Origin of the sequence: Mesorhizobium sp. M0998 (assembly GCF_040318885.1) — a bacterium.
Taxonomy (GTDB): Bacteria; Pseudomonadota; Alphaproteobacteria; order Rhizobiales; family Rhizobiaceae; genus Mesorhizobium.
On sequence record NZ_JAMYND010000012.1, the window covers coordinates 140847 to 164831 of the forward strand.

27 protein-coding genes are annotated in these 23985 nt (G+C 63.9%); 13 read left to right on the top strand and 14 right to left on the bottom strand.

The window, feature by feature from the left end:
• Window positions 1-14: 14 nt before the first annotated feature.
• Window positions 15-644 carry a uracil phosphoribosyltransferase gene (gene upp / locus NKH59_RS14220; protein ID WP_023675320.1) on the bottom strand — a complete coding sequence of 210 codons (630 nt, stop codon included), beginning with the start codon at window positions 642-644 and terminating at the stop codon, window positions 15-17.
• 128 nt (window positions 645-772) lie between these two features.
• On the bottom strand, window positions 773-1747 hold the full coding sequence (locus NKH59_RS14225) for an adenosine deaminase (RefSeq protein ID WP_352469476.1): 975 nt from the start codon (window positions 1745-1747) through the stop codon (window positions 773-775).
• A 167-nt stretch (window positions 1748-1914) separates the two neighbouring features.
• Between NKH59_RS14225 and ubiE the strand changes: the two genes are divergently transcribed.
• The 3 genes from ubiE to coaBC all read left to right on the top strand — a co-directional run bounded on the left by ubiE (window position 1915) and on the right by coaBC (window position 5853).
• The gene (gene ubiE / locus NKH59_RS14230) at window positions 1915-2691 is read left to right on the top strand and encodes a bifunctional demethylmenaquinone methyltransferase/2-methoxy-6-polyprenyl-1,4-benzoquinol methylase UbiE (RefSeq protein ID WP_352539392.1); all 777 of its coding nucleotides are present in this window, start codon (window positions 1915-1917) and stop codon (window positions 2689-2691) included.
• 64 nt (window positions 2692-2755) lie between these two features.
• Entirely contained in the window at window positions 2756-4330 is a 1575-nt protein-coding gene (gene ubiB, locus NKH59_RS14235) for a 2-polyprenylphenol 6-hydroxylase (protein WP_352539391.1), read from the top strand.
• Window positions 4331-4395: 65 nt separating this feature from the next.
• Window positions 4396-5853 carry a bifunctional phosphopantothenoylcysteine decarboxylase/phosphopantothenate--cysteine ligase CoaBC gene (gene coaBC, locus NKH59_RS14240; RefSeq protein WP_352539390.1) on the top strand — a complete coding sequence of 486 codons (1458 nt, stop codon included), beginning with the start codon at window positions 4396-4398 and terminating at the stop codon, window positions 5851-5853.
• Here the strand turns inward: coaBC and NKH59_RS14245 are convergent.
• From NKH59_RS14245 to rpsU, 4 genes are all read right to left on the bottom strand, one after another.
• Window positions 5850-7307, bottom strand: coding sequence for an MFS transporter (locus NKH59_RS14245; protein ID WP_352539389.1), 1458 nt, complete (start codon window positions 7305-7307; stop codon window positions 5850-5852). The genes coaBC and NKH59_RS14245 overlap by 4 nt on opposite strands.
• Before the next feature lie 403 nt (window positions 7308-7710).
• Complete coding sequence (locus tag NKH59_RS14250) at window positions 7711-8184, bottom strand: DUF992 domain-containing protein (RefSeq protein ID WP_352469481.1); 474 nt, start codon at window positions 8182-8184, stop codon at window positions 7711-7713.
• 136 nt (window positions 8185-8320) lie between these two features.
• A complete protein-coding gene (locus tag NKH59_RS14255) occupies window positions 8321-9166 on the bottom strand; it encodes a tetratricopeptide repeat protein (protein WP_352469482.1) in 846 nt (281 codons plus the stop codon).
• A gap of 161 nt (window positions 9167-9327) precedes the next feature.
• Window positions 9328-9600: a 30S ribosomal protein S21 gene (gene rpsU, locus NKH59_RS14260; RefSeq protein ID WP_023675331.1), complete on the bottom strand. Its 273-nt coding sequence runs from the start codon at window positions 9598-9600 to the stop codon at window positions 9328-9330.
• Window positions 9601-9807: 207 nt separating this feature from the next.
• On the opposite strand from rpsU, the gene NKH59_RS14265 reads away from it, so the two are divergent.
• Both NKH59_RS14265 and NKH59_RS14270 read left to right on the top strand, forming a co-directional pair.
• Complete coding sequence (locus NKH59_RS14265) at window positions 9808-10095, top strand: type II toxin-antitoxin system RelE/ParE family toxin (RefSeq protein ID WP_352448269.1); 288 nt, start codon at window positions 9808-9810, stop codon at window positions 10093-10095.
• A 1-nt stretch (window position 10096) separates the two neighbouring features.
• Complete coding sequence (locus NKH59_RS14270) at window positions 10097-10387, top strand: addiction module antidote protein (protein WP_352448268.1); 291 nt, start codon at window positions 10097-10099, stop codon at window positions 10385-10387.
• 134 nt (window positions 10388-10521) lie between these two features.
• Here NKH59_RS14270 and NKH59_RS14275 read toward each other — a convergent pair whose 3' ends face one another.
• Both NKH59_RS14275 and NKH59_RS14280 read right to left on the bottom strand, forming a co-directional pair.
• Window positions 10522-10908 (bottom strand): SET domain-containing protein, encoded by a 387-nt coding sequence (locus NKH59_RS14275; RefSeq protein WP_352454023.1) that lies wholly within the window; start codon window positions 10906-10908, stop codon window positions 10522-10524.
• Between the two features lie 128 nt (window positions 10909-11036).
• A complete protein-coding gene (locus NKH59_RS14280; RefSeq protein ID WP_352469483.1) occupies window positions 11037-11795 on the bottom strand; it encodes an SDR family oxidoreductase in 759 nt (252 codons plus the stop codon).
• Between the two features lie 195 nt (window positions 11796-11990).
• Here NKH59_RS14280 and NKH59_RS14285 point away from each other — a divergent pair, with 195 nt between their 5' ends.
• Complete coding sequence (locus tag NKH59_RS14285; RefSeq protein ID WP_352539387.1) at window positions 11991-12731, top strand: hypothetical protein; 741 nt, start codon at window positions 11991-11993, stop codon at window positions 12729-12731.
• Window positions 12732-12778: 47 nt separating this feature from the next.
• Here the strand turns inward: NKH59_RS14285 and NKH59_RS14290 are convergent, their stop codons facing one another.
• Complete coding sequence (locus NKH59_RS14290; protein ID WP_352488692.1) at window positions 12779-13147, bottom strand: DUF2568 domain-containing protein; 369 nt, start codon at window positions 13145-13147, stop codon at window positions 12779-12781.
• Between the two features lie 205 nt (window positions 13148-13352).
• On the opposite strand from NKH59_RS14290, the gene NKH59_RS14295 reads away from it, so the two are divergent.
• From NKH59_RS14295 to NKH59_RS14320, 6 genes are read left to right on the top strand one after another with little or no spacing between them, the layout of a single operon-like run.
• The gene (locus NKH59_RS14295) at window positions 13353-14606 is read left to right on the top strand and encodes a sarcosine oxidase subunit beta (RefSeq protein WP_352448264.1); all 1254 of its coding nucleotides are present in this window, start codon (window positions 13353-13355) and stop codon (window positions 14604-14606) included.
• Complete coding sequence (locus NKH59_RS14300; RefSeq protein ID WP_352488693.1) at window positions 14606-15028, top strand: hypothetical protein; 423 nt, start codon at window positions 14606-14608, stop codon at window positions 15026-15028. The genes NKH59_RS14295 and NKH59_RS14300 overlap by 1 nt, the downstream gene beginning before the upstream one ends.
• Before the next feature lie 8 nt (window positions 15029-15036).
• Window positions 15037-15333: a sarcosine oxidase subunit delta gene (locus NKH59_RS14305; protein WP_023675338.1), complete on the top strand. Its 297-nt coding sequence runs from the start codon at window positions 15037-15039 to the stop codon at window positions 15331-15333.
• On the top strand, window positions 15330-18323 hold the full coding sequence (locus NKH59_RS14310) for a sarcosine oxidase subunit alpha (protein ID WP_352539385.1): 2994 nt from the start codon (window positions 15330-15332) through the stop codon (window positions 18321-18323). The genes NKH59_RS14305 and NKH59_RS14310 overlap by 4 nt, the downstream gene beginning before the upstream one ends.
• Window positions 18316-18894, top strand: a complete 579-nt coding sequence (locus NKH59_RS14315; RefSeq protein WP_352539384.1) for a sarcosine oxidase subunit gamma — start codon at window positions 18316-18318, stop codon at window positions 18892-18894. The genes NKH59_RS14310 and NKH59_RS14315 overlap by 8 nt, the downstream gene beginning before the upstream one ends.
• A gap of 53 nt (window positions 18895-18947) precedes the next feature.
• The gene (locus NKH59_RS14320; RefSeq protein WP_352539383.1) at window positions 18948-19172 is read left to right on the top strand and encodes a hypothetical protein; all 225 of its coding nucleotides are present in this window, start codon (window positions 18948-18950) and stop codon (window positions 19170-19172) included.
• A gap of 101 nt (window positions 19173-19273) precedes the next feature.
• On the opposite strand, the gene NKH59_RS14325 is transcribed toward NKH59_RS14320, so the two are convergent.
• A complete protein-coding gene (locus tag NKH59_RS14325) occupies window positions 19274-19513 on the bottom strand; it encodes a DUF680 domain-containing protein (protein ID WP_352539382.1) in 240 nt (79 codons plus the stop codon).
• 177 nt (window positions 19514-19690) lie between these two features.
• Window positions 19691-20332 (bottom strand): TetR/AcrR family transcriptional regulator, encoded by a 642-nt coding sequence (locus NKH59_RS14330; RefSeq protein ID WP_352469491.1) that lies wholly within the window; start codon window positions 20330-20332, stop codon window positions 19691-19693.
• Between the two features lie 189 nt (window positions 20333-20521).
• On the opposite strand from NKH59_RS14330, the gene NKH59_RS14335 reads away from it, so the two are divergent.
• Window positions 20522-21223, top strand: coding sequence for a hypothetical protein (locus tag NKH59_RS14335; RefSeq protein WP_352469493.1), 702 nt, complete (start codon window positions 20522-20524; stop codon window positions 21221-21223).
• 41 nt (window positions 21224-21264) lie between these two features.
• On the opposite strand, the gene NKH59_RS14340 is transcribed toward NKH59_RS14335, so the two are convergent.
• The 3 genes from NKH59_RS14340 to NKH59_RS14350 form a co-directional block, all read right to left on the bottom strand.
• A complete protein-coding gene (locus NKH59_RS14340; protein ID WP_031211357.1) occupies window positions 21265-21759 on the bottom strand; it encodes a MaoC family dehydratase in 495 nt (164 codons plus the stop codon).
• 38 nt (window positions 21760-21797) lie between these two features.
• Window positions 21798-22613, bottom strand: coding sequence for an SDR family oxidoreductase (locus tag NKH59_RS14345; RefSeq protein ID WP_352539381.1), 816 nt, complete (start codon window positions 22611-22613; stop codon window positions 21798-21800).
• Between the two features lie 506 nt (window positions 22614-23119).
• Window positions 23120-23947, bottom strand: a complete 828-nt coding sequence (locus tag NKH59_RS14350) for a MurR/RpiR family transcriptional regulator (RefSeq protein ID WP_352469495.1) — start codon at window positions 23945-23947, stop codon at window positions 23120-23122.
• Window positions 23948-23985 lie beyond the last annotated feature (38 nt).

The following is a 23985-nucleotide window of genomic DNA, read 5'->3' on the forward strand; positions in this document are numbered from 1 at the left end:
ATCGGTAAACGGATCTATTTGGTGCCGTACATGCGGTCGCCGGCATCGCCGAGACCCGGCATGATGTAGCCCTTCTCATTGAGTTGGCGGTCGATCGAAGCGGTGAAGACCGGAACATCGGGATGCGCCTGGGTAAACCGCTCGAGGCCCTCTGGTGCCGCCAGCAGGCAGAGAAAGCGGATGTTTGTGGCACCGCGGCCTTTCAGCTTGTCGATCGCGGCGATCGCCGAATTGGCGGTCGCCAGCATCGGGTCGACGACGATCACCAGCCGGTCGGCGAGGTCGCCCGGCGCCTTGAAGAAATACTCGACCGCTTCCAGCGTCTCATGGTCGCGGTAGAGGCCGATATGGGCGACACGCGCCGCCGGCACCAGATCGAGCAGGCCTTCGAGCAAGCCGTTGCCGGCGCGCAGCACCGAGGCGAAGACCAGTTTCTTGCCCTCCAGCGTCGGCGCCTCCATCGTCTCGATCGGCGTCTCGATGGTCGTCGTCGTCAGTTCCAGGTTGCGGGTGACCTCGTAGCCGAGCAGCAGCGAGATCTCGCGCAGCAGCCGCCGGAAGCCGGCCGTCGAGGTTTCCTTCTTGCGCATGATGGTCAGCTTGTGCTGGACAAGCGGATGGTCGACGACGGTGACGCCCTTCATGGTGTTCTCCAACTGCGCAAGTGAATGGTGAATGGTGAATAGTGAATAGTGAACTGGTTTGCGAGTCCTTGGTTGCGCGGAAAAACTCGCGGCTGACGGACCGAAGCGCCGGGTGAACCATTCACCATTCACCTGCCCTTGGCGCCGAGCCTGCCCAGCAGCGCCGCCCTGGTCTTCCTGTCGACGAAGGCTGCCTCGATGGCCGTCCTGGTGACGGCGGTGAGCGCCTTGTCGTCCATCGCAAAATGCTCGGCAGCGATGTCGTATTCGCGTTTCAGCGAGGTCCAGAAATAGGGCGGGTCATCGGAGTTGAGCGTCACCTTGCAGCCCGCTGCCCGCAAGGCGGGGAAGGGATGGTCGGCGAAGCTGTCGAAGATTTTCAGGGCGATGTTGGAGCCAGGGCAGCATTCGAGCACGACGCCTTCGTCGGCGATGCGCCGCACAAGCTCGGGGTTCTCGATGGCGCGCACGCCATGGCCGATGCGAGACGGGCGGATGTGGTCGAGTGCCGCCTCGACGCTCTCCCAGCCCATCAATTCGCCGGCATGGACGGTGATGCCGAGGCCGGCCTCGCGGGCGATCTCGAAGGCCCTGACATAATCTTCCAGGTCGCCTATCCGCTCGTCGCCGGCGACGCCGAAACCGGTGACCAGCGGATGCCCGCAGCGCGCGGCGAAACGCGCCGCCCGCTCGATCGATTCGACACCGAAATTGCGCACGCCGGTGACGATCATGCGGCCTTCGATGCCGGTCTTCGCCTTGGCGCGGGCCATGCCTTCGCCGAGCGCGTCGGTATAGGCCTTTGGCGACAGCCCGGCCTTGTTGGCATGGTCGGGCGAGGTGAAAACCTCGGAATAGATGGCGCCGTCGCGGGCGAGGCTGGTCAGGTAATGGTCGGCCAGCCGCGCATAGTCTTCTTCGGTGCGGAACAGGTCCGACGAGAAGTCGTAGGCGGCGAGGAAAGAGGTGAAGTCGTGCCAGACGAAGGAGCCGTCCTGGATGTAGGGCGAGGCATCCTTGCCGTATTTCTCAGCCTGGCGGAGGACGAGTTCAGGCGCCGCTGCCCCTTCGATGTGGCAGTGCAGTTCTGCTTTCAAAGGCATTCAATTATCCCGTCAGGCTTTTTCTTATGACGCAAGTTCCTGTCGGAAAACCGTGTGACACTTTTCCGGAACCTGCTTCGAAGCGCGGCCGAACACCGCGCCTTAAACAATAGCGCCCGCACCATCGATCGGCTATGGTCCCGCCGATTTTATGGCGGATCAAAACGATGTCGGTTGAAAGAACCACTGCTGCGGGCGGCATGGAAACCTCCTATGGTTTCAAGCGGGTAGGGCCAGGCGACAAGCAGTCCCTGGTCAATGATGTTTTCCACAAGGTGGCGAACCGCTACGACCTGATGAACGACCTGATGTCGGCCGGCTTGCATCGATTGTGGAAGGACGCCATGGTCGCCTGGCTCAATCCACCGAAGCGGCCGGGCTGGAGCGTTCTCGACGTTGCCGGCGGCACCGGCGATGTCGCCTTCCGCATCGTCGAGGCGAGCGGCAGGCACGCTCATGCAACGGTTCTCGATATCAACGGCTCGATGCTCGCCGTCGGCCGCGACCGGGCCGAGAAAAAAGGCCTGTCGGCAAATACCGATTTCGTCGAAGCCAATGCCGAGGAACTGCCTTTTGCCGACGCTACTTTCGACGCCTACACCATCGCTTTCGGCATCCGCAACGTGCCGCGCATCGATGTGGCGCTTGCCGAAGCCTATCGCGTGCTGAAGCCTGGCGGGCGCTTTCTCTGCCTTGAATTCTCCGAGGTCGAGATGCCGCTGCTCGACAAGGTCTATGAAGCATGGTCGTTCAACGCCATTCCGCGGATCGGCAAGGTGGTGACCGGCGATGACGAGCCCTATTCCTATCTGGTCGAATCGATCCGCAAGTTTCCCAATCAGCAGAATTTCACGGCGATGATTTCGCGCGCAGGCTTCGAGCGCGCCTCATTCCGCAATTATTCCGGCGGCATCGCCGCGCTTCATTCGGGCTGGAAGCTTTGAGGCTGGCCCGCATTTTCCGACGTGCCTTGCGCCAGTTCAGGAAACCGGCAGGGCAAAGCCAGCCATGAGCAGCATCGGCGCTGGTTTCAGGCTCGTGCGGGCCGGCTGGGTGCTTGTGCGCGAGGGTGTCATCGCGGCTTTGCCCGGTGACGAGCTCTTCGGCTTGCCGAAATTCGGCTGGCGCATGGCCCGGCTGTTCACCCGCCGTCGGGCGCTTGCCTATGAGCGCGGCGACAGGCTGGCCAAGGCGGTCGTGCGGCTCGGCCCGTCCTACGTCAAGCTCGGCCAGTTCCTGGCGACACGGCCGGATGTCGTCGGCAACGATATCGCGCTTGATCTTGCCATGCTGCAGGACAAGATGCAGACGTTTCCCAAGGCCGAGGCTGTCGCCGCGATAGAGGCCTCGCTCGGACGCAGGGTCGACGAGCTCTATGTCAGTTTTGGCGAGGCCGTCGCCGCCGCCTCGATCGCCCAGGTCCATACCGCCGAAACGCTGCAGGACGGCGTCGTTAGGCGAGTGGCGGTGAAGGTCATCCGGCCGGGCGTGCGCCGACGCTTCTTTCGCGATCTCGAAAGCTATTTCCTCGCCGCCCGGCTGCAGGAAAAGTACATCCCGTCGTCGCGCCGGCTGCGGCCGGTCGAGGTGACGGAGACGCTGGCCCAGACTACCAAGATCGAAATGGATTTGAGGCTGGAGGCAGCGGCTTTTTCGGAGCTCGGCGAGAATACCAAGGACGATCCCGGCTTCCGTGTGCCGTCGGTCGACTGGGAGCGCACCGGTCGTGACGTGCTGACCATGGAGTGGGTCGACGGCATCAAGATGAACGATATTGCCGGCCTGACCGCCGCCGGCCACGACCTGAAGGCGATTGCCGCCAACCTCGTTCAGTCGTTTCTGCGCCATACGCTGCGTGACGGTTTCTTCCACGCCGACATGCACCCGGGCAACCTGTTTATAGAAGCCGATGGCACCATCGTCGCCGTCGATCTCGGCATTGCCGGCCGGCTCGGCAAAAAGGAGCGCCGCTTCCTCGCCGAAATCCTCTACGGGTTCATCACGCGCGATTACCAGCGCGTCGCCGAGGTGCATTTCGAGGCCGGCTACGTGCCGCGCCAGCACAATGTCGCGGCCTTCGCCCAGGCGATCCGGGCGATCGGCGAACCGATCCACGGCCAGCCTGCCGAGACCATCTCGATGGCCAAGCTGCTGACGCTGCTGTTCGAAGTGACCGACCTCTTCGACATGGCGACGCGGTCCGAGCTGGTGCTGCTGCAGAAGACCATGGTCGTCGTCGAAGGCGTCGCCCGCACGCTCGACCCGGCCTTCAACATGTGGAAGACGTCGGAGCCGGTGGTGAGCGGCTGGATTGCCCGCAACCTCGGCCCGCGCGCCCTGCTGGCCGATGCGCGCGACGGTGCCAACGCGCTGCTGGCGCTGGCCCGCCAGGCACCGGACCTCGCCGCCCGCACCGAGCGGCTGTCGCGTGAGATCGACCTGATGGCCGAACACGGCCTGCGCTTCGACGAAAGGACCGCACGCGCGATCGGCAAGGCCGAGGCGCGCTACACCCGCTCCGGCCGGCTGGCGCTGTGGGTGATTGCATTGACGCTGGTGTATATCGCCTGGCGTATTTTCTAGCGCTTGTTGCAAAGTGATTGCATTGCTATCATTGCACTCAGCAATTCCGGGCAAGGTGCAATCAGATGGCCAGCATCACGATCCGCAACCTTGATGACGAGGTCAAGGACCTGCTGCGCCGACTGGCGGCGGAGAATGGCCGGTCGATGGAAGACCAGGCGCGGGTGATGATCCGCGCAGCGGTCGAAGGTCAGTTCGGTTCGGCCGGTCGCATCGACCAGATCGAGAAAACACTGCGCGAACTGACGAGTTCGCAGAGTCCAGCAGCGCCGGTGGTCGCCGTCTCCAGCCCGCGAGGCATCCTCTCCGGCAAGCGCATCCTGCTGATCATCGGCGGCGGCATCGCCGCCTACAAGGCGCTCGACCTGATCCGCCGGCTGCGCGAGCGCGGCGCGGCAGTGCGGGTGGTGATGACCGCGGCGGCGCAGGAGTTCGTCACTACGCTGTCGGCCGGGGCGCTGTCGGCCGACCACGTCTTCACCGAATTGTTCGACCGGCAGGACGAGCACGACATCGGCCATATCAGGCTGTCGCGCGAGGCCGACCTTTTGGTCGTGGCGCCGGCCACCGCCGACCTGATGGCAAAGCTCGCCAATGGCCATGCCAACGACCTTGCCTCGACCGTGCTCATCGCCACCGACAAGCGCGTTTTGGTGGCGCCGGCGATGAACCCGAAAATGTGGGCGCATCCGGCGGTCCGCCGCAACCGTGCGACGCTGAGCAAGGACGGCGTCGCATTCGTCGGCCCGGCGAAGGGCGAGATGGCCGAGAGCAACGAGGTGGGCGAGGGCCGGATGGCCGAGCCGCTGGAGATCGTCGCCGCGATCGAGGCGCTGCTCGACAGCCGGCCAAAGCCGCTGGCGGGCAGGAAGATCATCGTCACCTCCGGGCCGACGCATGAACCGATCGACCCGGTCCGCTACATCGCTAACCGGTCGTCGGGCAAGCAGGGCCACGCCATCGCGGTGGCGCTGGCCAGGCTCGGTGCCGACGTGCGTCTCGTCTCCGGCCCGGTCGGCATTGCCGATCCGGCCGGCGTCGCCACGCTGCACGTCGAAACGGCCGTCGAGATGAAGGACGCCGTCGAGCAGCTGCTGCCGGCCGACGCGGCAGTGTTCGTCGCGGCTGTCGCCGACTGGCGCACTCAAAATTCGGCCGGGGAGAAGATCAAGAAGGTGGCGGGCGAGGGGCCACCGGCGCTGCAGATGGTGGAAAATCCCGATATTCTCGCCGGTGTCGGGCATCACAAAAAGCGGCCGATGCTGGTGGTCGGTTTCGCCGCGGAGACGCAGGACCTGGTCAGGAACGCCGAGGCCAAGCTTGCAAAAAAGGGTGCCGATCTTATCGTTGCCAATGATGTCTCGCATGAAGATGGTTCCCCGGGCGTGATGGGCGGCGACCGCAACAAGGTGCGGATCGTCTCGAAGGCCGGCGTCGAGGAATGGCCGGAGATGAGCAAGGACGAGGTGGCGACGCGGCTCGCGGCGCTGATCGCCGACCGGATGAAGACGGTCGTTGTCTAGTCAATCTCCCCCACGGAGATTGACAGCTTCGCCGGCTTCGTGTCGGTCGCCCCCGAAATCCGCAAGGCGGCAAGGCATCCCAGGATTCCGAGCGGGATAAACGCCAGGAACAGCCAGGCGGCGACACTTGCCGCGGCCTCACGGTTCAGGCCTTCGGAAAAGCCGCTGGCGTTGGCGACGATGCCGGTCAGTGCCGCCCCCACGGCATAACCGATGCGCTGCATGGTCGGCACAGCGGCCGAGGCGATCGTCTGCTCGCCTTCCTTGGCCGATGCCACGATGACACGCGTGACGAACGGCCAGGCGATGCCGAAACCGCCGCCTTGCAGCAAGGCACAAAGCAGGATCAACGGGATAGAGCCGGCCGGCACCGTATAGGCGAAACCGGCGACGCCCGTGGCGATCATCAGCGCCCCGCCGACGATGATCAGCCGCTCGCGTTCCGGCGGCGCATTGGCGACGAGGATCGACAGGATCGACCAGGCGATCGATTCGGCGGCGATGATGTAGCCGGTGGTCAGGATCGGAATGCCGTGCAGGCTGGTCAGAAGCAGCGGACCGTAGACGGTAAAGGAGCAGGTCGCCACCGAAAACGCCGCGACCATGGTCATGCCCGCGCCGACCGGCGAGCGCCACGAGAACAGCCGCGACGGGAACAGGCGCGAGCGCGGCTTCAGTGCGTCGATATAGATAAACAGCGCCAGGCCGATCAGGCCGAGGGTGAGCAGCAGCGACGAGCGCAGCAGGGCGATGTCGACGCCGGCGGTGGCAATCAGCACGACGCTGACGGCGAGGCAGCCAAGCGCCGCAAAGGGAAAGGGCGGCGCCGAGCCGCCCGTCGCCTGCGGCCTTGTTGCTTCCGGTGTGTCGAGCACGATGAAGCTTGCCAGCGCCATCGCCGTGCCGCCGAGGGTGAAGACGCCGAAGGCCCAGCGCCAGGACAGCAATTCGGTCATGACCGCGCCGAGCACGGGGCCGCTGAAGGCGGCGACGCCCCAGATCGCCGACATGACGCCGAAAAGCTGCGGCCAGATCGCGCGGGCAAACAGCCGCTCGACCGAGACGAAGGCCAGCGACACCAGCGCGCCGCCACCGAGCCCCTCGATCAGGCGGCCGCAGAGGAACAGCGGCATCGAAGGCGCGGTGGCGCAGACCAGCGCGCCGGCGGCATAGAGCATTGCGGCGACCATCATGTTGGTACGCAGCGCGACATAGCTCACCAGCCGTCCGGCGGCCGCACCGGCAACGATGGCGCCGAGCTCGTAGATCGCCAGCGACCAGCCGACCAGTTGCACGCCGGCGAGTTCGCCGACCATGGCCGGCATGACCGTTGCCACCATGGTTTCGTTGGTGGCGTGCAGCAGGATGCCGAGGCTGATGAAGCAGAAGCGCGCCAGGTCGCCGCTCGCCCACAGCGCGCGCCAGTCGACCCTGTTTGTGCTTGTCTTGGTCATCCGGTCCCCCAGGCTTTGCTGGTCTGAAGTATTGGAGCGTTCTTCACGTCCAAATGAGTACATGCCGCAGTATGGGAGGACTTCTAGAACCTCAACCGTAGTTGAGATCAAGCGGTCTTGATCGCCGTTGACGTGGCGGATTTCAAAATTGTGCGATGGGGGACGATCACGAGGCGTTGAGATTCTGGTCAGACCGAAGACAAGCAATATTGGATCGCCGCAATCTTCGGTCACGGTAACGGCATGAACACAGTTGCCATGCCGTGATCTTCGAGCGCCGCAACTTTGAACATCAGGGCGGCCCGTCCTCTGGGGAGTGGCCCTGCCGGAATCTATGAGCCTTCGGCAGCCATTCGCAGGCCGACACCTACGCTCCCCGCCGCTCGGGAGCCATGCTGCGCCGTTATTTGAACGAGTGGATCAGGTCGAGCGAGGTGACGGCGACCGCCAGGTTGACGCCGGTCTGTGCCTGGACACTGAGCGGCTGCAGCGAAAAGGCGCTGTCGAGGCCGCCGACCAGGAGATTGGCGCCGCCACCGGTGACCACGCTGGCCTCGGCGTTCACGCCATAGTAGCTGCCGGCAAGGTCGCCTTCATCGTGGTTGCGGGTCGCCGCCAGAACCGCCCATACCAGCTGGCCCTGATGCGTCCGGCCGACATCGACGCCGAGCTTGGAAATCACACCGGTATAGACTTCAGAGGGGCCGCCACGATGCGGACGAAAGACACAGGAAACACCCTTGTTGGAAGTGACGAGATAGGCCGTGCCGCCGTCGATGGTGCAGTCGAGCACGCCGAGCTGGAGTTTGCTGGCGCTGGCGGGAGCGGCAACGACGGTCGTGGCGAGAACAGCGGCACAAGCGAGTTTCTTGATCATGGCAGGGTCCTTTCGAAATTGCCTTGTACAAACGGCTGAGCACGCCGAGCGTTCCGCCGAAAACTTGGCGCCAGCAAGGCGAAGCTAAACGCAGGGTTGTCGGAGTGCGGAAACGGAGGCCCGATTAACCGGCCGCTCAGCCGGCACTGGTGCGGGCCAGGCCGTCCTTGGCCGGCTGGTAGGTCGGATTGAGGTGCACGGCCTCGCGGTAGGATTTCGCGGCCCTGACCTTGTCGCCGCGCCGCTCGTAGATCAACGCCTGGTTGGACCAGGCCTCAGCATTCTTGCCGTCGAGCTTGATCGCCATGTTGAAGTCGGCGAAGGCATTGTCCTCGTCGTTCATGGCAAGGTAGGAGAGGCCGCGCCCGTTGTAAGGCTCGGAGGCGTCCGGCGCCAACGAAATGGCGGTCGAGAAATCCTCGATGGCAAAGGCGTGCTGGCCCTGACTCTGGTAGATCAGGCCGCGATTGTGATAGGCGCGCGCATCGGTCGTGTCGAGCTGGATGGCTTTCTGGAAATCGTTGAAGGCTTCCTGGACCCGGCCCGCCCTGCGGTAGAGATTGCCGCGGCCGATATAGGCGGCGTCATAGTTGGAATTGATCTGGATCGAGCGATTGTAGTCGGCGAGCGCGCTCGCCTGATCGCCGAGGAAGCGCTGGATGAGCGCACGGTTCGAATAGGCCTGGTAAAAATTCGGATTGAGCTGGATGGCGGTGTTGAAGTCCTTCAGCGCCGCCTGGTACTGGCCGCCGCGGCCATAGGCCGAGCCGCGCACATTGTAGGCTTCCGGATCCTGGGGGTTGCGCTGGATCACCGCCGACAGCGAGGAGATGTTCTCGCTCGAGCCTTGCGCCTTGTCGATGTTGTTGAACTCGCCGGTCGGAACGCTCTGGCAGCTGGCAAGCGCCATCCCGGAAAGCAGGGCTGCCGTCAGGGCGAGGCCGCGCCACGCGGTTCTGCGCTCTACGGTGATTGCGTCCATGTCTGCCCTGTCCTTACTGCGCCGTCTGGTCCGTTCCCCCTCCGAACCGGCATCTCTCCCAACCGGTCCTCTCGGACCGGGTCGAACTCACAACAAAAAGGTGGCGGCGATTCCGCATCGCGCCACCTTGGATATCCTTGGAAAAGGACGAAAAATTGACGTCAGAACCGCGGCGGACGCGGAGCACCGGCACCGGCAGCACCGGCCGCGACCGGACGCGGCGTCATCGGCAGCAGGCCTTCGCGCTGGGCGCGCTTGCGGGCCAGCTTGCGGGCACGGCGCACGGCTTCCGCCTTTTCACGGGCGCGCTTCTCGGAGGGCTTTTCGTAATGTCCGCGCATCTTCATTTCGCGGAAGATGCCTTCGCGCTGCATCTTTTTCTTGAGCGCGCGAAGCGCCTGATCAACATTGTTGTCGCGGACGAGTACCTGCACGTGCAATCCTGTCTTTCGGGTTTGAAATCAACAGGCAAGCGGCCATAGCCGCAAGCCTCCGCGGCGCGTTACACCACGAATTGGGGCGGCTGATAGCAGAATCAAGGGGCTCTGTCCACAGCCGATTGAGAGGCGGTGCCGTCCGGGCGGGCACGACAGTCCCACATGGCGGCTTGATTTTTTCAATCTGTGAACTATAGTTCACGAGTGACCATCGTTGAACAAACCGCCGAGTTCCGGGACTGGCTCAAGGGTCTAAACGATATGCGGGCGGCCGAGCGGATTGCGATCCGCGTGGCACGTATCCAGTCCGGACTGATGGGAGACGTGAAGTTCTTCGATGGCATCGGCGAGCTTCGGATAGACTACGGTCCCGGTTACCGACTGTACTTCGTCAAGCGCGGCAGCGCGCTCGTTATCCTGCTCTGCGGCGGCGACAAGTCCTCGCAGAAGCGCGATATCAGGAAGGCCATTGAAATGGCCAAGGAGATCTGAAATGCCCCACGAGACCTTGCCTTTTGATCCTGCCGAACATCTCGGCCGCGCGGAGGCCCAGGCCGAACTTCTTGCCGACGCCTTTGCCACGGGCGATACCGGCTATATCGCGAATGCTCTCGGCATAGTTGCCCGCGCGCGTGGCATGTCCAAGGTGGCGAAAGATGCCGGCGTCACCCGGGAGGCCCTGTACAAGGCACTGAGCCCCGATGGCGACCCGCGCCTCTCGACATTGCTTGGCGTGGTGAAGGCCTTAGGGGTGAAACTCACCGCCGAAAAGACCGAAGCCTGAGGCCGCCGAATCCCGAAACGAAAAAACCCGCCTCGGCGGCGGGTCGCTGGTGTGAATCACACCGTAGAGAAATTAATAGCATAGCTGCCGGCACAAAGCAAGAACAAAATTCGCCTTGGGCCAGATAGGCGCCGCTACGCCGTGGCCAGGTGGAGCTGCTCGAAACCCTCGAAGAACTCGCCGTAGTCGCAGGTTATTTCCTCGCCGGCGGCGATGTCGCGGGTCGCGGTGGCCCCGCCATATTGCGAAAAGTCGGTGTTCGGCTTGTCGGCGTGGTTCATGAAGCGGCCATTGTCGACCTCATACACCATGAAGCCCGGCCGGTCCGGACTGGGATAGGCATATCTGTCGAGCAATTCCTTGAGGTGCGGCGGCGCCGTCTCGTATCTTTCCATCGGGATCAGCCGGTCGAAGTCCGGATCGAGCCGCCAGATCTGCGCCCCTTTCCGGATCGGCTCGGCGGCGAACACGCCGACGCCTTCGATTGCGCTTGCAGCGATATAGGTCCTGATCAGCAGCATGTTTCCAACCCGTTTTCGAGGAGAAGACGGAATCGTCAAATCGCCGGGAAAAGCAAGACCGGTTTTTCCGGCATTGCGGCTGGCGGCCGACATTGCGGCTGGCGGGCCGACGCCAACCGCGAAACGCTTCACGTGCGGGTGATCGAGACACCGCCGTCGGCGAACAGTGCCGTGCCGGTGGTGAAGCTCGATGCATCGGAAGCCAGGTAAAGCGCCGAGCGGGCGATCTCCTCTGGCTCGGCGACGCGCTTCAAGGCATGCAGGTTTTCGACGAACGCCCGCGATTCAGGTGTGTTGAATGTCGCCGAAGGCGTGTCGGTGCCGCCCGGCAGCAGCGCGTTGACCCGGACGCCCTTGGCGCCAAATTCGGCGGCCAGCACCTGCGTCAATCCGATCAGTCCGGCCTTGCTCGCGGCATAGCTGGTCATGCCGGGCATGCCGACCGTGTAGCCGACGAAGGTTGAGGTGAAGATCAGCGAGCCGCCGCCGCGTTCGACCATCGCCGGCACCTGGTATTTCGCGCCGAGAAAGGCGCTGGTCAGATTGGTATCGAGTGTCTCGCGCCAGCCCTCCAGCGACAGCTCAGAAACCGGCCCCATCCTGCCGACGGAGCCGGCATTGTTGAAGGCGATGTCGAGCCCGCCGAATTTCTCGACCGCCAGGTCGACCAGGACTTTCGCGTAGGCCTCGTCACGGACATCGCCGGCAAGAGCGATAGCCGTGCCGTCGGCGTCTTCGATTTCGGCAACCAGCGCATCGAGTTCCGCCTGGCGGCGGGCGGCGACGACGAGCCTGGCGCCTTCCTCGGCAAAGAGCTTTGCCGTGGCGCGGCCGATGCCGGAACTGGCGCCGGTGACGATGGCGACTTTGTTGGTGAGTGTGAACATTTTCTGCATCCTTTTTTCGCGCCGGTTCTGGCCGGCAATTGGATGCTTGGTCGCAAATCGGGGCGGTGCGGACCACCCGATACTTGCGCTGTTTTCAACAGCGCTCCTTGACGTCCGTTGGCCACCAAGTTACGGATCGTCATCCAAAACTCGCGGGTGGACGCGCCACCCATTCCAATGACCCCCCAAGACATAATGATCAAGTTGTTGGCCCCCGGCTTCGAGGGCGACAGCGAGTTGACGATCGCCCTTCAATCGGAATTTGGCAAAGGCTTTCCCCTTGAAAACCTCCGGCCGCTGCTGACGTCCGGCAACCTTCATACACAGGCCGCTGCCGCGTACTTGGTGGCCGAAGCCAATTCCAAAATGAGTTACAAGATGAATTGCGTCGTCGCGGAGATCGCCGATCTGCTCGACAGTGAATCTTCGGGTATCCGGTTCGACGCGATCGAGGCGCTTCTGGGATGCACGACGCCGGCCGATGGAGCCGTTCTCGGTCGCCTCATGCTGCGGCTGGATGACGAACATGCCGGTGTGCGGTGGGGGGTCGTCCAGTTCATCTGCCTTGCGGAGCGCTGGCAGCTAAGGCTTGCGGTGGAAAATGCCGCTACCCTGCGTCCGGACTCGGCTTTCAAGACACTGGTCAATGCTTATGGTCAATATAACATGCCGAGCACCAAGGACCTGCCACGGTTGCTCGCGCATCCGGATGCCGTGTTGAGGCGCTTTGCTGCGGCAGTGGCTATCAGGCCGCGCCAGGTGATCATCGAGCGCTTCGTGGCCATGGTGGAGCAGTCAGACGATGCGGAAATTCGTAAAATCGCCGCCGATTGCCGTGAGGGTTATTTGCGGCCGATCTATGCAATCGGGCCGTCCATCCTGAAGCGTGCTCCGGCTGACCCGTCAAAAGGCGAAGCTCAGAACAGCGATCAGTGAAAGCACGGCGCAAAACGGCAAGCGCCGTCGCAAACGGTGCAAGGCGACTATTGCTTGAGCAGCCAGCCGAGCCGATCGAGCGAAAATGCGTAGCTGACGGCGATCAGCAGGGCGACGGCAATGCCGGCTGTCGTGTAACCGGCCAGGTGGAATCCCGCAGCGCCGCCGAACAGGATGACGAGCTCGAGTACCAGCCGCAAACCGCCCGGCACCGGAACCGGCGCCCGCCCCGACCGGCTCGGATCGTTCGGCACCGCGAACGTACCCCAGAGCGCGGCGGCAACGAACGGCAATGCCGCGGCAAGGGTCCAGCGCCACATGCCCGCTGAGAGGCTCCAGCCCGCCATGCCGAGGCCGAGCAAAGCGGCGAGTTCCAGCATGAAGCGCAATGTCAGATTCCACCAGACGTTAGCCACCGCCATAATCCTCCGATCGCCAGGCGACGGATAGTGATGGATGGCAATTGCATCAACCAGCCCGCATGCGGCTTTTTCACCACGGCGCAAAACGGCAAGCGCCGTCGCAAACAGTGCAAGGCTGGCAGCGCCGTTTCGCTAGTGATACAGCTCGCGCGCCGGGGTCGACCGATCCGCCCGGCCGCCATTTGCGAGGCCTGCGACGTTGAAGAAATACTCGGTATTCGCCATCGCCCGCGAGGCCATGCGCGGTCACAAGGGCTGGGAGGAACAATGGTCCTCACCGGAGCCGAAGAAGGAGTACGACGTCATCATCGTCGGCGCCGGTGGCCACGGCCTGGCCACCGCCTATTATCTCGCCACCGTGCACGGCGTCACCAACGTCGCGGTATTGGAAAAAGGCTGGCTCGGCGGCGGCAATACCGGCCGCAACACCACCATCATCCGTTCCAATTATCTCTATGACGAAAGCGCCGGCATCTACGACCATGCGCTGAAGCTGTGGGACGGGCTCAGCCAGGAGCTCAACTACAACGTCATGTATTCGCCGCGCGGCGTCATGATGCTCGCCCATAACATCCATGACATCCAGGTCCTGAAGCGGCACGTCCATGCCAACCGGCTGAACGGCATCGACAATGAATGGCTGACGCCGGAGCAGGCCAAGGAATTCTGCCCGCCGCTCAACATTTCGCGCAATGCGCGCTATCCGGTGATGGGCGCCTCCCTGCAGCGCCGCGGCGGCACGGCGCGGCACGATGCCGTCGCCTGGGGCTATGCGCGCGGCGCCTCGGCGCGCGGCGTCCACATCATCCAGAATTGCGAGGTCACCGGCGTCAAACGGGCGCCGAACGGCGCGGTCACCGGTGTCGAGACGACGCGCGGCTTCATCGGTGCCAGGAAGGTCGGCGTGGTTGCCGCCGGGCACTCATCGGTGATCATGAACATGGCTGGCGTGCGCATGCCGCTGGAAAGCTATCCGCTGCAGGCGCTGGTGTCGGAGCCGGTCAAGCCGGTGGTGCCTTGCGTGGTGATGTCGAACACCGTGCATGCCTATATCTCGCAGTCCGACAAGGGCGAACTGGTCATCGGCGCCGGCACCGACCAATATGTCTCCTATTCGCAGACCGGCGGGCTGCACATTTTGCAGCATACGCTGGACGCCATCTGCGAGATGTTCCCGATCTTCACGCGCATGAAGATGCTGCGCTCATGGGGCGGCATCGTCGACGTGACGCCGGACCGTTCGCCGATCCTAGCCAAGACGCCGGTGCCCGGCCTCTATGTCAATTGCGGCTGGGGCACAGGCGGCTTCAAGGCGACGCCGGGTTCGGGCCATGTCTTTGCCCATACGATCGCCAGAGACGATCCGCACCCGATCAACGCGCCCTTCACCATCGAGCGCTTCCGCACCGGCCGCCTCATCGACGAGGCGGCGGCGGCAGCGGTGGCGCACTGATGATGACCGAGATGGCCGTCGCCATGCCGCTGATGCTCGCCGGCGAGCAAGGCCTGTTCCATATCCCCACGCCAGAGGAGGTGCGCCTGCAGCCCATCAGCCGCGCCGGCAATGAAGCAGATTGGCCGTTTTCCGTCGACGAGGGTGTACTCGCCTGCACCTGGAGCGCCGGTCAGAGAGTGGTCACCTTTATGGAGAACCGGCCAGCCGATCTCGAGGAGGGCGAAAAATTCGAGCGGCGCTACGTCATCGTGACGACCGAACCGATGACGCTTTCGGTCGGCAATATGGCGTATCGCGACCTTTTCCGCCCGGTAGCCAGCATCGAGGAGCGCATCCGGCTGGTCGCGCCCTTCGTGACGATGGGCCAGAGGCTTTGCGACCAACCTGCCGGCGCTCGCGTCGGCCACGGCGAACTGTAGGACCAACCATGCTTCTCATCCGCTGCCCCTATTGCGAGGAAGAGCGTCCGGAGCTCGAATTCCGCAACGCCGGCGAGGCGCATATCGCGCGTTCCCCAAACATCGCCAGCGAGAGCGACGACGATTTTGAAAAGTTCTTCTTCATCCGCTCAAACCCCAAGGGGATCATCTATGAGCGCTGGCGGCACATGCATGGCTGCGCGCGGTTCTTCAACGCCGTGCGCGACACCGTCAGCGACAGGTTCCTGATGACCTACAAGGCCGGCGAGCCGAAGCCCGTAAAGCTGCCGGGAGCCGCCAAATGAGCGCCACGTTCCGCATTGCCGGCGCCGGGCGGCTCAAACAGGCAAAGATAGCTGGCTTCAGCTTCGACGGCCGCCCCTATACCGGCATCGAGGGCGATACGTTGGCCTCGGCGCTGCTTGCAAACGGCGTCCATCTCGTCGGCCGCTCGTTCAAGTACCACCGGCCGCGCGGCTTGCTGTCGGCCGGCGCCGAAGAGCCGAACGCGCTGGTCGAGATCAAGCGCGACGCGGCACGCAAGACGCCGAACGTGCGTGCCACGGTGCAGGAGCTCTATGACGGATTGACCGCACAGTCGCAGAACCGCTGGCCGTCGCTCGCTTTCGACGTCGGTGCCGTCAGCAGTATTGCCTCGCCGATGCTTTCGGCCGGCTTCTACTACAAGACCTTCATGTGGCCGAAGGCTGCGTGGAAAAACCTCTACGAACCCAAGATCCGCGCCGCCGCCGGTCTTGGCGTCGCTCCTGACCAGCCGGATCCCGACCACTATTCGGCGCGCTTCGCCCATTGCGAGGTGCTGGTGCTTGGCGGCGGTGCCGCGGGCATCGCCGCGGCATTGGCCGCGGCCGAGACCGGCGCGCGCGTCATCCTTGCCGACGAGCAGGCGGAATTCGGCGGCAGCCTGCGCTTCGAGAGCGGCGCGAAGATCGAAGGCCAGGACGGTTTTTCCTGGGCGCAATCGGCTCTCGCCAAGTTGAGCGCGATGGACAATGTCCGCGTGCTGCCGCGTACCACGGCCTTCGGCTATTACGCGCAGAATTTCGTCGGGCTGGTCGAGCGCGTCAGCGACCATCTGCAGAACCCCGGCCGCGACCTGCCGCGCGAGCGGCTGTGGCAGGTTCGCGCTAAACGCGTGGTACTGGCGACCGGCGCCATCGAGCGCCACATGGTGTTTGCCGACAACGACCGGCCGGGCATCATGCTGGCGTCGGCGGCGCGCACCTATCTCAACCATTACGGCGTCGCCGTCGGCAGGAATATCGGCGTCTATACGGCGAACGATTCCGCCTATGCGGCGGCGATCGACCTGAAAAAGGCCGGCATCAACGTGGCGGCGATCGTCGACCTGCGCGACAACCCGACCGGGCCGGCGATCGACGAGGCGAGGGCGCTCGGCATCGAGGTCAATTTCGGCCGCGCGGTGATCCGCGCCGGCGGCAAATTGCGGGTGTCGTCGATGACCGTGCAGCCGAAGAATGGCGGCGGCGAGCGCACCATCCCGGTTGACGCGATTCTGATGTCGGCCGGCTGGACGCCATCGGTGCATCTGTTCTCGCAATCGCGCGGCAAGGTCGCCTTCAATGACGAGACCAAGCGCTTCGTGCCCGGAATTTATGCGCAGGACTGCGTCTCGGTCGGCGCCTGCAACGGTACCGACGGGCTGTCGGCGACGATCGACGAGGCCTATGCAGCGGGCGCCAAGGCGGCCAAGGACGCCGGCAGCAGGCCGGCCAAGGGCTCCAAGCCGAAGGTCAACGCCGGCGAGAGCTGGTCGCGCGGCATGCTGGGTGCAGCACCCGGTGCCGGATCGGAGACGACGGTCAAGGCGTTTGTCGACTTCCAGAACGACGTCACCGCCAAGGACATCCGCCAGGCAGTGCACGAGGGCATGCGCTCGATCGAGCACGTCAAGCGCTTCACCACCAATGGCATGGCGACCGACCAGGGCAAGACCTCCAACATGCACGGCCTGGCGATTGCCGCCGAGACGTTGGGCAAGCCGATCCCGCAGGTCGGGCTGACGACGTTCCGCGCGCCCTATACGCCGGTGACATTCGGCTCGATCGTCGGCCACGCGCGGGGTCCCCTGTTCGACCCGACCCGCAAGACGGCGATCCATCCCTGGGCCGAGCGCCAGGGCGCTGTATTCGAGGATGTCGGCCAGTGGAAGCGCGCCTGGTATTTCCCGAAGCCGGGCGAGGACATACATGCCGCCGTCGACCGCGAATGCATAACGGTGCGCAAGACGGCCGGCCTGTTTGACGCCTCGACGCTGGGCAAGATCGAGGTGGTCGGGCCGGATGCGGCCAAATTCATGGAACTGCTCTACACCAATCCATGGGAGAAGCTCGAGCCCGGCCGCTGCCGGTACGGCATCATGCTGCGCGAGGACGGCTTCATCTATGACGACGGTGTCGTCGGCAGGCTTGCACCCGACCGTTTCCATGTGACGACGACGACGGGCGGCGCGCCGCGGGTCATGAACCATATGGAAGACTATCTCCAGACCGAGTTCCCGCATCTCAACGTCTGGCTGACCTCGATCACCGAGCAGTGGGCGGTGATTGCCGTGCAGGGACCGAAGTCTCGCGACATCATTGCGCCGCTGGTCGAGGGCATCGACATGTCGGATGAGGCGCTGCCGCATATGTCGGTGCGCGAAGGCAGGATCTGCGGCGTGCCGACAAGGCTGTTTCGCATGTCGTTCAGCGGTGAGCGCGGCTTCGAGGTCAACGTGCCGGCCGATTATGGCGAGGCGGTCTGGGAAGCGCTATGGGCCGAGGGCCAGAAGCACGGAGCCTGTGCCTACGGCACCGAGTCGATGCATGTGCTGCGCGCCGAAAAGGGCTACATCATCGTCGGCCAGGATACCGACGGGACGGTGACGCCGAACGATGCCGGGCTCGACTGGGCCGTCGGCAAGAAGAAGACCGATTTCGTCGGCATTCGCGGCATGGCGCGGCCGGACCTGGTCGCCAAGGGCCGCAAGCAGCTTGTCGGCCTGAAGACCAGGGATCCCAAGGTGGTGCTGGAGGAGGGCGCGCAGATCGTCGCGGACCCGAAGCAGGCAATCCCGATGAAGATGATTGGCCATGTCACCTCGAGCTATTGGTCGCAAAATTGCGGCCGCTCGATCGCGCTGGGGCTGGTCGCCGGCGGCCGCGATCGCACGGGCGAGACGCTCTATGTGCCGATGCCGGACGGGATGATCGAGGTGGAGGTCACCGGCATGGTGTTCTTCGACGAGAAGGGGGAGCGCCTCAATGGCTAAAGCCGCTTTGAAAACCGACGCCGCCGGACCCTCAGTCGAACGCCGTCCAGCTCTCGCCGGCCAGTCGCTTTCCGCCGCCGGCGTTACACTTGCCGTGCTGCCGCCGGCCGAGCGCATATCGCTGCGCGCGCCGGAAGCCTCGATTGCGGCACTTTCGAAAGCGCTCGGCGTCGTCCTGCCGCAAAGGCCGAAAACCTCGGCGGCAAAGGCCGGACGCACGGCCTTGTGGCTCGGGCCGGACGAATGGCTGGTCATCGACGAGAGCGGAAAAGATCCGCTCGCCGACTGCGCCAGCATTTCCGTACTGCATTCGGCGGTCGGCATCTCGCACCGCAACGTCGCCATATCGGTTACCGGTCCGGCTGCCGCGGCGACGATCAATGCCGGCTGCCCGCAGGATCTGTCGCTCGACGTCTTTCCGGTCGGGGCGGCGTCGCGTACCATTCTCGGCAAGGTCGAAATCGTGCTGTTGCGCACGGCGGCCGACGCGTTCCGCGTCGAATGCTGGCGTTCCTTTTCCGATTATGTCTTTACTTTTCTGTCGGAGGCGGCGCGCGACGCAGCAGCATAGGCATGTTCGCCGCGCCCGCCCGTTCTGCGACAGCGAGCCGAGGGAGAACGCAAATGCCGCCGAACTCCGCGCCGAAGTCGCCGGTCAAGACGCCGGCCGTGCGCTCTTTCGAAGACGAGCAGCGCACTGGGACGGATATCGAAGAGGAACTCGAGGAAGGCCTCGAGGATACATTCCCGGCCAGCGATCCGGTATCGATCACCGGAACGGCCATTCCCGGCGCACCGGCAAGACCCGGCAAGCCCAAAAGGGTGGTGGGACAGAAGCGCAAGAAGTGATCTGCGCGGGGTGACAAAAAGCAGGGCTGAGGCAGCACGATGGGCGGCCGGTAATTGCTGCCGCCCTTTCGGTTCATCACCGCGTGTTGTCGCCCGTCGGCTCAGAAGCTGCTTGGCACGATCCACGGGTCGATGCCGATGCCGAGCCTCGGGCCCTTGCTGCCGGCCTTGTGGGCCGCGGCATCGGCGTTTTCAAGCGATCCGGTCGGCGCGCAATCGAGCTTCACATCAGCCTTGGTGTCGATGCAGGCCGCTTCTTGCTTGCCTGTCTGACTGCTGCCGGCAAATGCGGCGCCAGAGAGCGCCAGCAGGGCGGCGAGCGTGAGGATTGCCTTCTTCATCGTCGGTCTCCGGTTCAGCTATTGAATTTCTCGTACTTGTACGGTATTGCGTACAGATACGCCCTGGACTCCCGATGTTCAAGCAGAATCGTACGCGTACGGAGAATTGCCGAACGCTCGGCGCTGTGGCGCGGATCGTTCGGAGAAGATCCTGCAGATCGGGAGGAGCGCCGCTCTTCAGCAGTTGACGGGCGGCGTGAGCGGCGCAATCTCGTGCGCGGCGATGGCTTCGAGCATGATGTCGCCGATCCGTGTGATGAACGTCGTCTGGTCGCCGAACGGGTAGAACGGGAAGGTGATCAGCAGCGAGATGGCGCCGTGGCCGACCGCCCACAGCATGGTGGCGATGGCGCGTGGATCGCCTTTGAGCCTGCCGGCGGCAACGCAGGCTTCGACCCTCTCGATCAGCACTTTCATCGCCGGGTTGCCGCCTTCCATCTCGGCAAAGGTCTTGCCGGTCGGCGGCTTGACTTTTTCGGTCATGAACACGGTGCGGTACTCGTTGGGATTTTCCAGCCCGAAGGCGGCGTATTCGACAAGCACCGCCTTGAGCGCCTCGATCGGGTCGTCGGCCGTATGATTTGCGATGCGCCTGGCCAGGGTCTCGAAGGCATCCTCGGCCAGCGCGAACAGGATGTCCTGCTTGTCGGCGAAATAGGAATAGACCGACATCGGCGCATAGCCGACGCGCTTGGCGAGCTTGCGGATGGTGAGGCCGTCATAGCCTTCTTCCTGGACAAGCTTGTGCGCGGCGTCGACAAGTTCGGAACGCAGTTCGGCCTTTTGTTTTTCGCGGCGCTCCTGGACGCTTAGCTGCAACTTTCTACTGCCTTATGACTGATGCTGGATGCAGCATATATACGCTGTACGGCGTCGGGCAAGGGCGGTGTGAAGCAGAGGCTTGACCTCACAAAACGATGTAACCAGGCAATAAAGCCGGCAACATCGGACTGTTACAGACAAAGACTAATTCGCGGCTCTGCAAAAATTTCGTTTCGGGAGGCCGTTATGACCGGAACTGAGCTTTCGTCCGGCGTGCCGGACGTGGACCCGCTTTCTCATCGCGCCAGGATGGCGCTCAGGCGCGTCGTCATGGTCGCATGGCTGGCGATCGCGCTCGGCTTCGCCATGGAAGCTCTCATTCTGACCGTCAGATTTGCGGCAGGTGCCTACCCGGCGACGACGCAGGTTCTGATCGAACTGGCGCAAGGCGTGACCTGGTCGTTCTTCGTCTGCGCGGGCGTCAGCCTCGGCACGGCGCTCACCAAGGTGCGAGCCTCGCTCGGTGGCCTGATCGGTGCGATTTCGGCGCCACTGGCGATGGGCATCGCCAAAGGGACGCAAAAGGTTATGGTCAGCGCGCTGGACGCGGCGGCAAAGCCGGCCATCCTGTCGCTCACGACGCTCGGTGTGCTGCGGGCTATCGAATACGGGCTGCTCGGCTGGGCACTGGCGTCGCTGGCATCGAAGGAAGAACCGCGTCCGCTCCATTTCGCGCTGGCAGGCGCCCTGATAGGCGCGGTATTCGGCGGCGGCATCACGGTGCTGACCATCGAGACGGCCGCGGCGAACGACGCTGCTCTCGCAATGCCACAGGCGATCGCAACCGGCCTCAACGAGATCGTGTTCCCAATCGGTTGTTCACTGGTCGTCTACATTGCGCTGCAGGTCAGCCGCCACATGAAGTACGTCGCGGCCGAAGCCAAATAGATTTGGCACAGATAGATTCGGGCTTCTCCGCCCGACGAGAGTCAGACCGCTTCCGGCTGGCGTTCGATCAGCGTCAGCGTCAGCCAGCGCGCGGTCAGCGCCGGTTTCTTCGAGCCCTCGATCTCGATCGTCACGTCGTGCGCCGTCTGCACCCACCCCGACGGCCTGACCTTGACGTCGGCCAGCACGAAACGGGTGCGGATGCGCGAGCCGGTCTTCACCGGCGCCAGGAAGCGCAGCGAATCGAAGCCATGATTGACGCCCATCTTGCTGTTTTCCAGCGGCGGCATGGTTTCGAAGGTCATCGCCGACAACAGCGAAAGCGACAGGAAGCCATGCGCGATGGTGCCGCCGAACGGTGTTTCGCGGCTGGCGCGTTCCGGATCGCAATGGATGAACTGATGGTCGTCGGTGGCATCGGCGAACTGGTCGATCATGCGCTGGGTGACGACCCGCCATGGCGACACGCCGACTTCCTTGCCGACGTTGGCCAGAAGCACATCGAGACTGATCGGTTCCACGCTGATGTCCTCCATCTTCACCCCCGGCATTTCGTTGCCGGATGGCGTGCGTCTCATTCCTTGAACAATGTCAGCCCGTGTTGCACCGACTGCCCGCCATCGATCGGCAGGATGGCGCCGGTGACATAGCTGCCGGCCCGGCTGCACAAATAGAGCGTTGCGCCGGCAATGTCATCCGGTGCGCCGATGCGGCCGATCGGAACGTGGTTGCCGATGTGTCTTGCCTGGTCCTCGGTGCCGGTGGCGAAGGCCGTCATCCGGCTCTGGAAAGGGCCAGGCGCAAAGGCGTTGACGGTGATGCGGCGGGCGGCGAACTCGATTGCCAGGATGCGCGTCAGGTGGTGAACCGCGGCCTTCGAGGCCGAGTAGGAGTAGGCATCTTCGGCCAAAGGCTGCGTGCCCATCACCGATCCGAGGTTGATCACCCGGGCCGGGTCGGCATCGCTGGCGGCGGCCTCGAGCAGAGGCAGCAATTCGCGCGTCAGGTGGAAGACCGCGGTGACGTTGACGCCGAACACCTTGGCCCAGGCATGGTAGGGAAAGCTTTCCAGCGGCGCGCCCCAGGAGATGCCGGCATTGTTGACCAGGATATGCAGCCGCTCGGTCCGCGCCCTGACCTCGGCCACAAGCGCCGCAATGCCGGCCTCGCTGGAGACGTCGCCGGCAAAACCTTCCGCCCGGCCGGATGCGCCAAGTCCGTTCAACTCGCCGGCAACCTTGGCGCAGTCCTCGCCCTTGCGCGAGGCAATCATCACCGAGGCGCCAGCCATGACCAGAGCGGTCGCCGCCATGCGGCCGATGCCGGTCGCGGCGCCGGTGACCAGCGCCGTCTTGCGGGCGACTGAGAACAGCTCGTCCAGATAGCTCATCGAATTCCTCCGCGCAGTTCACCGCGCTTTGGTTCAAGGAAGCGGCTTCACGTCGACAAGGTTAGCCGAACTTCGATCATGCTTGCCATGGGTAAAGTAGCTGGAGTGGGGCACGCTTAGCGGCTGAATGGTTAAGCCCGAAATGCAAGGTGGTCATTCGGCCGTGACATGGGTCGGATGAATGATGCGGCCGTGCCCGTTAGCGAGCACCTTGGTAAGCGGTTCATTTCGCACGTGAACCAGTCGTCATTACTCCTCCGCCCAAGCCGCAGGCGGGTCTTGAGGAGTTGGGAGGTGGCCGAGCAGTGGGGCGGGACTGATATTCGCAGTCGTGGACGGGGACTATGCTGTCGGGGGGAAAGCCATGGGTAAGAAACAACGCACCGTCCTGCTGGCAGCGGTGGTTGCGACTGTCTTTGGCGTCCTTTTGCTGATCCTGATCCTGCAGATGATCAGTTTTCTAGTGGACTAGACCGAAGCGAAAGGCGTGCCTTTCCGGAGGAGCTCTACCGCAGGCTTTCCAGTTCGCGGATGCGTTTGGCGCCGTCGGCTTCGAGCTGCCTTGTGACCGCGCCGATCAGGGCTTCGGCAACGACGAAAAGCGCGGCGGATGAGTCCCAGGCCGAAGGCACGGCGGTGCGCCCGGCGATGACATGGCGGGCGAAGCGGGCGATCGGCGACAGCCACTGGTCGGTAAACAGCACGATCTGCACGCCGCGCTGGTTGGCCGTCTCGGCGAAACGGACCAAGCTGTCCTGGTAGCGCCTGATGTCGAAGATCACCAGCACGTCGCGCTTGCCCATGTCGATCAGTCGGTCGCGCCAGACGCTTTCCTGCCCGCCGAGGTGAAAAACGTTGGGCTGGATGATGGCGAGGTGGGCGGCCATGTAGCGCGCCAGCGGGTCGGTGAAGCGGCCACCGATCAGGAATGTCTTGCCGCGCCGGTCGGCTAGCTTGGCGACGATGTCGGCAAGCTGCTTGTCCGAGAGGTGCCGGAATGTCTCGCGCATGTTGTCGAGGGTCGCCTCCAGCATCGGCGACACGGCGCTGCTGCCCTGGGAGGGGGGATTGAGCGTGCGCGAAGCCGGCGACTGCAATTGCGCCGCCAGTTCGTCTTGCAGCGCCGACTGGAATTCCGGATAGTTCTGGAAGCCGAGCCGGGCGACGAAACGCAGGATCGTGGGCGATGATACGCCGGCCGTAGCCGAGAATTCGGCGACCGTCTTCAGCCCGATCAGCGGATAGCTGGCGATCAGCGCTTGCGCTGCGCGCCGCTCGCCGGCCGGCATGGTGCCGATGCGGTCGGAGATCAGTTCGGCAATGCTCGAAACCATGCTTTTTCCCCACCCTGGCCGTGCCGTTAGCGCATTAT

Coding starts and splice junctions, on each gene's coding strand:
- upp (WP_023675320.1), bottom strand. CDS start 644: ATGAAGGGCGTCACCGTCGTCGACCATCCGCTTGTCCAGCACAAGCTG.
- NKH59_RS14300 (WP_352488693.1), top strand. CDS start 14,606: ATGATGACCGAGATGGCCGTCGCCATGCCGCTGATGCTCGCCGGCGAG.
- NKH59_RS14335 (WP_352469493.1), top strand. CDS start 20,522: ATGACCGGAACTGAGCTTTCGTCCGGCGTGCCGGACGTGGACCCGCTT.
- NKH59_RS14340 (WP_031211357.1), bottom strand. CDS start 21,759: ATGGAGGACATCAGCGTGGAACCGATCAGTCTCGATGTGCTTCTGGCC.
- ubiE (WP_352539392.1), top strand. CDS start 1,915: ATGTCGGTTGAAAGAACCACTGCTGCGGGCGGCATGGAAACCTCCTAT.
- NKH59_RS14315 (WP_352539384.1), top strand. CDS start 18,316: ATGGCTAAAGCCGCTTTGAAAACCGACGCCGCCGGACCCTCAGTCGAA.
- NKH59_RS14345 (WP_352539381.1), bottom strand. CDS start 22,613: ATGAGCTATCTGGACGAGCTGTTCTCAGTCGCCCGCAAGACGGCGCTG.
- NKH59_RS14275 (WP_352454023.1), bottom strand. CDS start 10,908: ATGCTGCTGATCAGGACCTATATCGCTGCAAGCGCAATCGAAGGCGTC.
- NKH59_RS14250 (WP_352469481.1), bottom strand. CDS start 8,184: ATGATCAAGAAACTCGCTTGTGCCGCTGTTCTCGCCACGACCGTCGTT.
- NKH59_RS14225 (WP_352469476.1), bottom strand. CDS start 1,747: ATGCCTTTGAAAGCAGAACTGCACTGCCACATCGAAGGGGCAGCGGCG.
- NKH59_RS14280 (WP_352469483.1), bottom strand. CDS start 11,795: ATGTTCACACTCACCAACAAAGTCGCCATCGTCACCGGCGCCAGTTCC.
- NKH59_RS14305 (WP_023675338.1), top strand. CDS start 15,037: ATGCTTCTCATCCGCTGCCCCTATTGCGAGGAAGAGCGTCCGGAGCTC.
- NKH59_RS14310 (WP_352539385.1), top strand. CDS start 15,330: ATGAGCGCCACGTTCCGCATTGCCGGCGCCGGGCGGCTCAAACAGGCA.
- NKH59_RS14325 (WP_352539382.1), bottom strand. CDS start 19,513: ATGAAGAAGGCAATCCTCACGCTCGCCGCCCTGCTGGCGCTCTCTGGC.
- NKH59_RS14255 (WP_352469482.1), bottom strand. CDS start 9,166: ATGGACGCAATCACCGTAGAGCGCAGAACCGCGTGGCGCGGCCTCGCC.
- NKH59_RS14245 (WP_352539389.1), bottom strand. CDS start 7,307: ATGACCAAGACAAGCACAAACAGGGTCGACTGGCGCGCGCTGTGGGCG.
- NKH59_RS14350 (WP_352469495.1), bottom strand. CDS start 23,947: ATGGTTTCGAGCATTGCCGAACTGATCTCCGACCGCATCGGCACCATG.
- ubiB (WP_352539391.1), top strand. CDS start 2,756: ATGAGCAGCATCGGCGCTGGTTTCAGGCTCGTGCGGGCCGGCTGGGTG.
- NKH59_RS14270 (WP_352448268.1), top strand. CDS start 10,097: ATGCCCCACGAGACCTTGCCTTTTGATCCTGCCGAACATCTCGGCCGC.
- coaBC (WP_352539390.1), top strand. CDS start 4,396: ATGGCCAGCATCACGATCCGCAACCTTGATGACGAGGTCAAGGACCTG.
- NKH59_RS14320 (WP_352539383.1), top strand. CDS start 18,948: ATGCCGCCGAACTCCGCGCCGAAGTCGCCGGTCAAGACGCCGGCCGTG.
- NKH59_RS14285 (WP_352539387.1), top strand. CDS start 11,991: ATGATCAAGTTGTTGGCCCCCGGCTTCGAGGGCGACAGCGAGTTGACG.